Source organism: Xanthomonas sp. LMG 8993 (assembly GCF_009835065.2).
GTDB classification, from domain to species: Bacteria; Pseudomonadota; Gammaproteobacteria; order Xanthomonadales; family Xanthomonadaceae; genus Xanthomonas; species Xanthomonas arboricola.
Genome location: NZ_QVIF02000021.1, coordinates 1 through 8,182 on the forward strand (window position 1 = coordinate 1; position 8,182 = coordinate 8,182).

General features: G+C 70.3%; 5 protein-coding genes. 1 reads left to right on the forward strand and 4 read right to left on the reverse strand.

Going from position 1 to position 8,182, the window contains the following annotated elements; translation table 11 throughout:
• Positions 1 to 163: 163 nt before the first annotated feature.
• From DYQ94_RS20540 to ptsP, 4 genes are all read right to left on the reverse strand, one after another.
• Positions 164 to 1,441, reverse strand: coding sequence for a carbohydrate porin (locus tag DYQ94_RS20540; protein ID WP_016904598.1), 1,278 nt, complete (start codon positions 1,439 to 1,441; stop codon positions 164 to 166).
• Between the two features lie 185 nt (positions 1,442 to 1,626).
• Positions 1,627 to 3,357 carry a PTS fructose transporter subunit IIC gene (locus tag DYQ94_RS20545; RefSeq protein ID WP_126966032.1) on the reverse strand — a complete coding sequence of 577 codons (1,731 nt, stop codon included), beginning with the start codon at positions 3,355 to 3,357 and terminating at the stop codon, positions 1,627 to 1,629.
• 113 nt (positions 3,358 to 3,470) lie between these two features.
• Positions 3,471 to 4,427, reverse strand: a complete 957-nt coding sequence (gene pfkB, locus DYQ94_RS20550; protein WP_126966033.1) for a 1-phosphofructokinase — start codon at positions 4,425 to 4,427, stop codon at positions 3,471 to 3,473.
• Entirely contained in the window at positions 4,424 to 6,943 is a 2,520-nt protein-coding gene (ptsP, locus tag DYQ94_RS20555) for a phosphoenolpyruvate--protein phosphotransferase (RefSeq protein WP_126966034.1), read from the reverse strand. Before ptsP ends, pfkB begins: the two co-directional genes overlap by 4 nt.
• A 162-nt stretch (positions 6,944 to 7,105) precedes the next feature.
• On the opposite strand from ptsP, the gene DYQ94_RS20560 reads away from it, so the two are divergent.
• Positions 7,106 to 8,095 (forward strand): LacI family DNA-binding transcriptional regulator, encoded by a 990-nt coding sequence (locus tag DYQ94_RS20560; protein WP_126966035.1) that lies wholly within the window; start codon positions 7,106 to 7,108, stop codon positions 8,093 to 8,095.
• Positions 8,096 to 8,182 lie beyond the last annotated feature (87 nt).

Consider the following 8,182-nt stretch of genomic DNA (forward strand, 5'->3'; position numbering starts at 1 on the left):
ACCCGCCGAAACCAGGTCAGCCATGCAGTGCAATGCGTCGTAGGAGCGCGCCAGAGCGCGACCGGGCTTTATCGGGAATGCCTCATCGCGCTCAGGCGCGCTCCTACCGAGCTAGGTGAGTGCGCTGCAACGTCCTGCAACGCACGCACCGATCCTCGCGGACTTACAGATTCCAGTCGATCCGCATACCCGCAATCAGCGCATTCTTCAGATCGTTGGTGCGCGTCGGCTCGTTGAACTGGTCGGGGTTGATCACGTAATGCAGGTTCGGCGCGATGCGCAGGCGCTTGGTGACCTGGATGCCGTAGCTCAGCTCCATCATGATCTGGTTGTCGGCCGGGGTGCCGGTGCCGCCGGCCGAGGCGCGCGCCAGGCGCAGGTTTTCGATCGCCTCGTCGCTGTACTTCTGCTGGGTGATCACAAACGCAATGTTGTCCTGCGGGCGGCTGGCGAAGGTGCCTTTCTGCACCAGGCCCAGTTGCACGAAGTGGTCCTCGATCGCCTGGCCGCCGGTGCTCTTGAGGATGGCGCCGAACACGGTCAGGCCACGGGCGCCGGACGGATCCGGGTTGGTGACCTGTTGTTCGAAGCGGGCGAACATGCCCGAGCGGCCCTGCTTGTTCTCGTAGCCCAGGCCGCTGAGCACGGCCGGGTTGCCGTTGCGGTCGCGCAGCGGGTCGGTGTAGTCGGAGTTGTCCTGCCAGCCGCCCAGTTCGTACATCGCGGCCATGCTGCCGTCGCCGCCCTTGTTCTTGTAGCCGACCGCGTAAGGCACCACCACGCCGGTGGTGTCGTCGGTGCTCCACTTCAGGCCGTGCTGGCCGTCCTGCGCCTGCACCGGGTTCACCTCGTAGGCGCCCACGTGCACATAGACCTTGGGCGTGACCCAGGCGGTGGCATGCGCGGCCCAGCTGGACACCGGCCAGTAGGTGAAGTTGCTGGTGCGGAACACGAAGGTGGGGTTGCCGCAGGCCGAGTTGCCCTGGAAGTACTGGCACAGGTCCGAGCCGAGGAAGTGGATGTTGGCCACGCTGCGGCCGGCCTCCAGTTCCAGGCGGTCGTCGAACAGTTTCTGCAGCAGGGTGAAGTTGGCCAGCCGCGTGCCCTGGCCGCCGTAGATTTCCTGCACCGAGGTGCTGTTGCCGATGCTGCTGTTGGCCAGGTTGGTGCCGTGGCGGTTGGTGACGTACAGCTTGACGGTGGCGCCGCCCCAGCCGAACAGGCGGTCCATGTCGACGTCGGTACCGACCATCAGCTGGCCGGCATAGGCGTCGCCGTTCTTGCGGCCGCCATCGATCATCGAGGCGGCTTCGCCGGTGTAACCCAGCTTGAGCTTGAAGGCATCGGCGGCATCCTGCGCGTGGGCGAGCGGGGTCAGCGCCAGTGCCAGCGACAGGCACAGCAGGCGGGGACGGGCATGGCGGGGGGCGAGGACGGTCATGGCAGGACTCCGAACGAAGGAAGGCGTGGCCGGGTGGCGAACGCGACAGCTAGGGGATGGGCAAGCCGCTGGCCGCGCACGAGGGTGCGCAGCGCAGCGGTGAAACCAGTCAGGGGTGGAGCGGGGCGGCAATCAGGCGTGGCGCATGCGCGGGCGGCAAGCGCCAGTGGCGGGGTGGCCGAAGGTCAGGCGACCACGTCGGCCACCGGCTTCTTGAGCAGGCGCAGCGCCACCGCAGTGACCACCACGCCGACCACCAGGGCCAGCACGTAATTGAGCAGGTGGGTCACTGCGTTGGGGATCAGCAGCACGAAGATGCCGCCGTGCGGTGCCTTCAACTCGGCACCAGCGGTCATCGAGATCGCGCCGGCCACGGCCGAGCCGATCACCAGCGCCGGGATGGTGCGCAGCGGGTCGCGCGCGGCATACGGGATGGCGCCTTCGGTGACGAAGGCCAGCCCGAGCACGCCGGCGGCCGTGGCCGAGCCGCGCTCTTCCACGGTGAAGCGGTTGCGGAACACCCAGGTGGCCAGCGCGATGCCCAGCGGCGGGGTCATGCCGGCGACCATGGCGGCGGCCATCGGGGTGTAGACCTGGCTGGCGATCAGGCCGGTGGAGAACGCATAGGCGGCCTTGTTGACCGGCCCGCCCATGTCGAAGGCCATCATGCCGCCGAGCAACAGGCCCAGCAGCAACGCGCTGCTGCCCTGCATGCCGCGCAGCCAGGCGGTGAGCCAGGCCAGCAGGTCGGCCACCGGCTGACCGAACACGTACATCATCGCCAGGCCGACCAGCAGGGTGCCCAGCACCGGCAGGATCAGCACCGGCTTGAGCCCTTCCAGGTTGCGCGGCAGGCGGATGTAGCGGTTGAGCGCGGCCACGCCGTAGCCGGCGATGAAGCCGGCAATGATGCCGCCGAGGAAACCAGCATTGAGGTTGGCCGCGACCAGGCCGCCGATCATGCCGGGCGCGATGCCGGGGCGGTCGGCGATGGAGTAGGCGATATAGCCGGCCAGCGCGGGCACCATCAGGGTGAAGCCGGCCTTGGCGCCGATCTGGAACAGCGACCAGGCCAGCGTGCCCTGGTGCGCATCGTCGCCGGCATAGATGCCGCCGAGCGCGAATGCCAGCGCGATCAACAGGCCGCCAGCGGTGACGAAGGGCAGCATGAACGACACGCCGGTCATCAGGTGCTTGTAGGCGCCGGTGCGGCCGTTGCCGGTGTTTTCGGCCTTGGCGCCGCCTGCGACCGGCGCCGAGCCGCCGTGCACGCCGGCTTCGGCCAGCGCTTTCTGGATCAAGGCCGGGCCATCGTTGATCGCCGGCTTGGTACCGCTCTTGAACAGGCGCTTGCCGCCGAAACGGGCCAGGTCGACTTCGCGATCGGCGGCGATCAGCACCAGGTCGGCGTCGCGGATTTCCGCGTCGGTCAGGGCGTCCTGCGCGCCGACCGAGCCCTGGGTTTCCACGCGGATCTGGTAGCCGAGTTTCTTGGCGGCCTGCTGCAGGCCTTCGGCGGCCATGAAGGTGTGCGCGATGCCGGTGGGGCAGGAGGTGATCGCAACGATGCGCTTGCTGCCCGCGCTGCCTGCGGCAGCCGATGCATTGGCGGCAGCCGGTGCGGCGAGCTGGTTCACTGCGGCGGCCGGGTCGTCCAGTACCGCGCCCAGGCTCAGGCGCAGCAGTTGCGCGTCGCCGAAGCGGGCGGTGTCGGCATCGGCGTCGCCGATCACCAGCACCTGGCTGGCGGCGCTGGCCAGTTCGCCCGGCAATGCGCCGAGCACGCCCTGGTCGCTGCGGATTTCGATCGTCACGCTGCGCCCGGCGGCGGTGGCCGCGCGGCGCAGCGCTTCGGCCGCCAGGACGGCTTCGGTGCTGCGGTCGCCAGCGGCGATGACCACGATGGAAGAGGACATGCAAATCTCCTGCGTTGTTCGGTCGCCGGCAAGCGCCGGCGGGATACGTGGTGTCTTGCGCATAACACCGGCGCGCTGCGCTGGCGCTGCCAGCGTTCGCGCCGGCGGTGGTGCTACGAGAGCGGGTCGATGACGATCTCGCCGGCGAGCTTGCGTACCTGCTGCGGGTTCAGCCGGCGCGCATCGCCGCTTTCCAGCCGGCTGACCGAGAACGCGGTCGCCAGCCGTGCGCAACTTTCCAGATCGGTGGACTCGCCGAGCAGCGCGGCGGCCAGGCCGGCCACCATCGCGTCACCGGCGCCCACGCTGCTGCCCTGCGCCAGGCGCGGCGGACGCGCGATCAGGCGCTGGTCGCGCTGCACGAACAGCGCGCCTTCGGTCCCCATCGAAATGACCACCAGCTGGATGCCGCGCGCGATCAGTTCGTGCGCGGCGGCGCTGAGGGCGGCACGGTCGCTCAGCGGGCGACCGGTCCAGGCTTCCAGCTCGTGGCGGTTCGGCTTGACCGCGTACGGCAGCGCCTGGCGTTCGGCACCAAGCGCGGCCACCAGCGGCGCGCCGCTGGTGTCCAGCAGCACGCGCGCACCGGCGGCGCTGGCCTGGGCCTGCAACTGCGCCCAGCTGTCGTCCGGCAGGCCGGCCGGCAGGCTGCCCGACAGCACCACCGGCAGGCCGGGGCGCAGCAGCGGGGCGAGGTGATCGGCCACGCCCTGCAGGTGCGGCTGGCCCAGGCGCAGCCCGGGCAGGTTGATGTCGGTGGTGTCGTTGCTGCGCGCTTCGACCAGCTTGAGGTTGGTGCGGGTCTCGCCGGCCACGCGCTGGCAGTGATCGGCAATGCCGCGCTCGCGGAACAGCGCCTCGAACACGCCGGCATTGCCGACCCCGAGCACGCCGAGCGCGGCGACCTGGCTGCCCCAGTCGGCCAGACAGGCGGCCACGTTGATGCCCTTGCCGCCGGCATCGTTGCGCACGCTGCTGGCGCGATGCACCGCGCCCGGCTGCAGGCTGTCGAGCTGGATGGTCTGGTCGATCGCCGGGTTCAGCGTCACCGTGATGGCGTGCAGGTTCATGCCTGGCCCTCGCGCTGCGCTTCCAGTGCGCGCACCTGTTCAGCGGTTTCGCAGTTCAGCGCTTGCTCGGCGAGCTGCTGCAGCGTGCTCAGCGCGGTGCCGCGCAGGCGTGCCTTGACCGCCGGAATGTCGTTGGGCGTCATCGACAGTTCCTGCACGCCCAGTCCGGCCAGCAGGCTGGCGCCGAACGGATCGCCGGCCAGGCCACCGCACACGCCGACCCAGCGGTCGTGTTTGCGCGCACCTTCGATCGTGCTGCGGATCATGCGCAGCACCGCCGGGTGCAGGCTGTCGGCTTCGGCGGCCAGCTCCGGGTTCTGGCGGTCGATCGCCAGCACGTACTGGGTCAGGTCGTTGGTGCCGATCGAGAAGAAGTCCGCATGGCGCGCCAGCACGTCGGCCTGCGCGGCGGCGGCGGGCACCTCGATCATGATGCCGATCGGCACCTCGGGCGCGTCGAGTTCGGCGCGGATGCGCGCGCAGATGGCGCGCAGGGTGATCAGCTCCGGCACCGAGGTGATCATCGGGAACATGATCGACAGCCGCGCCCCGTCCTTGGCGGCGCGGTACAGCGCACGCAGCTGCGGTTCGAGTAGGTCCGGGCGACGCAGCAGCAGGCGTGCGCCGCGGACGCCCAGGAACGGGTTTTCCTCGTGCGGCAGCTCCAGATGCGCGACCTGCTTGTCGCCGCCGATGTCCAGCGCGCGCACGATCAGCGGGCGGCCATCCAGCGCCTGCGCCATCGCTAGGTAGGTCGCGTGCTGCTCGTCCTCGCTGGGCGTGCTGCCGCTTTCCAGGAACAGGAATTCGGTCCGCATCAGGCCGACGCCTTCGGCGCCCTGGGTCAGCGCCATTGCAACCTGGTCGGGCAGGTTGACGTTGGCGCCGATGTCGATGTGGTGGCCGTCGCTGGTTTCGGCTGGCAAGGCGCGCTGCGCGGCTTCGCGCTCGCGGATCGCCTGCTGCTCGGCGATATGCGTGCGCGCCGCATCCAGGTCCAGCTCGGACGGGTTGATGTACAGCCGCCCACTGCTGCCGTCGATGATGGCGGTGATGCCGTCTTCGATATCCATGAGTTGGCCGCCGGCCGCGACCAGCGCCGGCAGGCCGAGCGTGCGCGACAGGATCGCGGTATGTGAGGTCGGCCCGCCTTGCGCGGTGGCCAGGCCGAGCACGCGTGCGGTGTCCAGGTTGGCGGTGTCCGACGGTGACAGATCACCGGCCAGCAGGATGCAAGGCTGCTCCGGCAGGTCGGTCAGGCCGGCGCCGGCGGCAGCCGGGTCGAGCTGGGCCAGCACGCGGCGGCCGACGTCGCGCAGGTCGGCCGCGCGGCCGGCCAGCACCGGGTTGCCGAGTGCGGCCAGTCCCGAGGCGATCTGTTCCACCGCCTGATGCCACGACCACGCCACGCCGTGGCCTTCGACCATCAGCTGGCAGGTGCGGGTGATTAGGTCGGTGTCGTTGAGCAGCTCGGCCTGGGCCTTGAAGATCGCCGCGTCCGAGGCGCCGAGCCGGCGCTGGGTGTCGTCCTGGATCGCCGCCAGCTGCTGGCGGGTGCGGGTCAGCGCGTCGTGCAGCAGCGCGCCGCCATCGCCCAGGCCGACCGGTTGATCGGCCACCTCGGTCTGCGCCGCGCGCAGCCGGTGCACGATGCCGATCGCCACGCCCGGGCTGGCGCCGATGCCGACGATGGCCGGTTGCGCCTGTGGCGGCGTCCAGCCGGCCACCGGGGCGGCGCGGCGTTGCGCGGCACGCTCGGCATCGGCCTTTTCCTGCGCGGTCAGGCTGTCCATCACTGCGCGCAGGCGCTTGAGCAGCGCACCCGCATCAGTGCCTTCGGCCGAGACGGTGATGCTGTCGCCGGCACGCAGGCCCAGCTGCAGCAGGCCGACCAGGCTCTTGGCATCGGCGGCCTGGTCGCCGGCGCGCACCTGGGCGCGCGCCGAGAAACCGCGCGCGGTCTCGGCCCAGCGCGTGGCCGGGCGGGCGTGCAGGCCGCTGGGGTAGGCGATGGTCCACTCGAAGGATTCGGCCAGATCGGTGGCCGGCGCGGCGCTGCTGTCGGGTGCGCGGTCGCCGGTCAAGGCCGCCACGATCACGCCGGGGTCGTCGGTGGTGAACAGCGCTTCCAGCTGGGCCGGGTCCTGGATCAGGCGGGTCAGCCGGCGCAGCAAGGTGATGTGGGTGTCGGACTGGGCGGCGATGCCGACCACCAGCCGGGTGGTCTGGCCCGGGTTCCATTCCACGCCCTCGGGCAACTGCAGCACCGCGATGCCGTCGCGGCGGACCAGGTGGCGGTCTTCGCCGACGCCGTGCGGGATCGCCAGGCCGTGGCCGAGGAAGGTGTTCGCCAGCCCTTCGCGGCGCCGCATGCTGGCGTCGTAGCCCGGCGCCACGCAGCCGGCGGCGACCAGCAACTGGGCGGCCTGCGCGATGGCGTCGTCCTTGTCGCGGGCATGCGCCCGCAGGCGCACAAGTTCGGGGGTGACGGGGGCGGCTGGCGACGGAGAGGACAAGACGGACTCCGGGGGTGGGGACGGGCTGGGCAGTATAGTGGGAACGTTCCCATGTTCCAGGTCAATGTGCGCTGCACAAAAACGTCGTAGTGCTTTCGGGTTAGCATCGAATCAGAGACGGCGCCTGGCCCCAGGTGCGCAAATGGAGCGGGAACGGTCCCAGTGAGTATCAGCATCAATGACGTGGCCCGGGTGGCCGGGGTTTCCAAATCGACGGTCTCGCGCGCGCTGGGCACCGGCCCGGTCAGCGAGGAGGTGCGGGCCAAGGTCGAGGCGGCGGTGCGCCAGACCGGCTACCGGCCCAACCTGATGGCGCGTCGCCTGCGGTCCCAGCAGTCCGGCATCCTGGGGGTGATCGTCGCCGACATCCGCAACCCGTACTTCACCGCGCTGATCCGTGCGGTGGAGGAGGTGGCCTACCGCGCCGGCATGCGCGTGACCCTGTGCAATACCGACGAAGACCCCGAGCGCGAGGCGCTGTACCTGCAATTGATGCAGGAAGAACGCATCACCGGGCTGATCTTCGCGCCGACCCGCAGCACGGTCGGGCGCATGCACGAGCTGGTGCTGGACTACCCGACCGTGCTGGTGGACCGTGCCGGGCCCGGCAGCCGCTACGACAGCGTGGTGCTGGATAACGCTGCGGCCATGGGCGAGCTGGTCGCGCATCTGCAGGCGCAGGGGTATCGGCGCATCGGCGGGCTGTTCGGTACTAGTACTACCGCGACCGAACGCCGCAACGGCTATCTGGCCGCAATGGCGGTGCCGGGGCTGACGCCGGCTTACCGCGAAGTGGCGCCCACCGCCGAAGCGGCGATCGCCGAAGTCGGCCAATGGCTGGCCGGCGCTGACCGCCCCGACGCCATCGTGACCAGTAACAGCCTGTTGTTGATGGGCGCGCTCAAGGCTGCCCGTACCGCCGGTCTGCGCATCCCCGACGACCTGGCGCTGGCCGGCTTCGACAACGAGCGCTGGACCGACCTGGTCGAGCCGGGCATCACCGTGGTCGAGCAACCGGTAGAAGACATGGGCCGCGCGGCGATGTCGCTGCTGCTCGAGCGTTTGAGCAATCCGCAGCTGCCGATCCGCCGCATGGTGATGACCGGACGCTGCGTGGTCCGCGGCTCCACCGGCACACGCCCGCGCACCTAGCCGCCGCCGTCGTAGGAGCGCACCCGGGCGCGACGGGCGTTACCGGTGAGGCCTATCGCGCCCAGGTGCGCTCCTACGACGGCATGG

Bases quoted from the DNA above. Each gene is read 5' to 3' on its own strand.
- pfkB (WP_126966033.1), bottom strand. From the start codon at position 4,427: ATGAACCTGCACGCCATCACGGTGACGCTGAACCCGGCGATCGACCAG.
- DYQ94_RS20545 (WP_126966032.1), bottom strand. From the start codon at position 3,357: ATGTCCTCTTCCATCGTGGTCATCGCCGCTGGCGACCGCAGCACCGAA.
- DYQ94_RS20540 (WP_016904598.1), bottom strand. From the start codon at position 1,441: ATGACCGTCCTCGCCCCCCGCCATGCCCGTCCCCGCCTGCTGTGCCTG.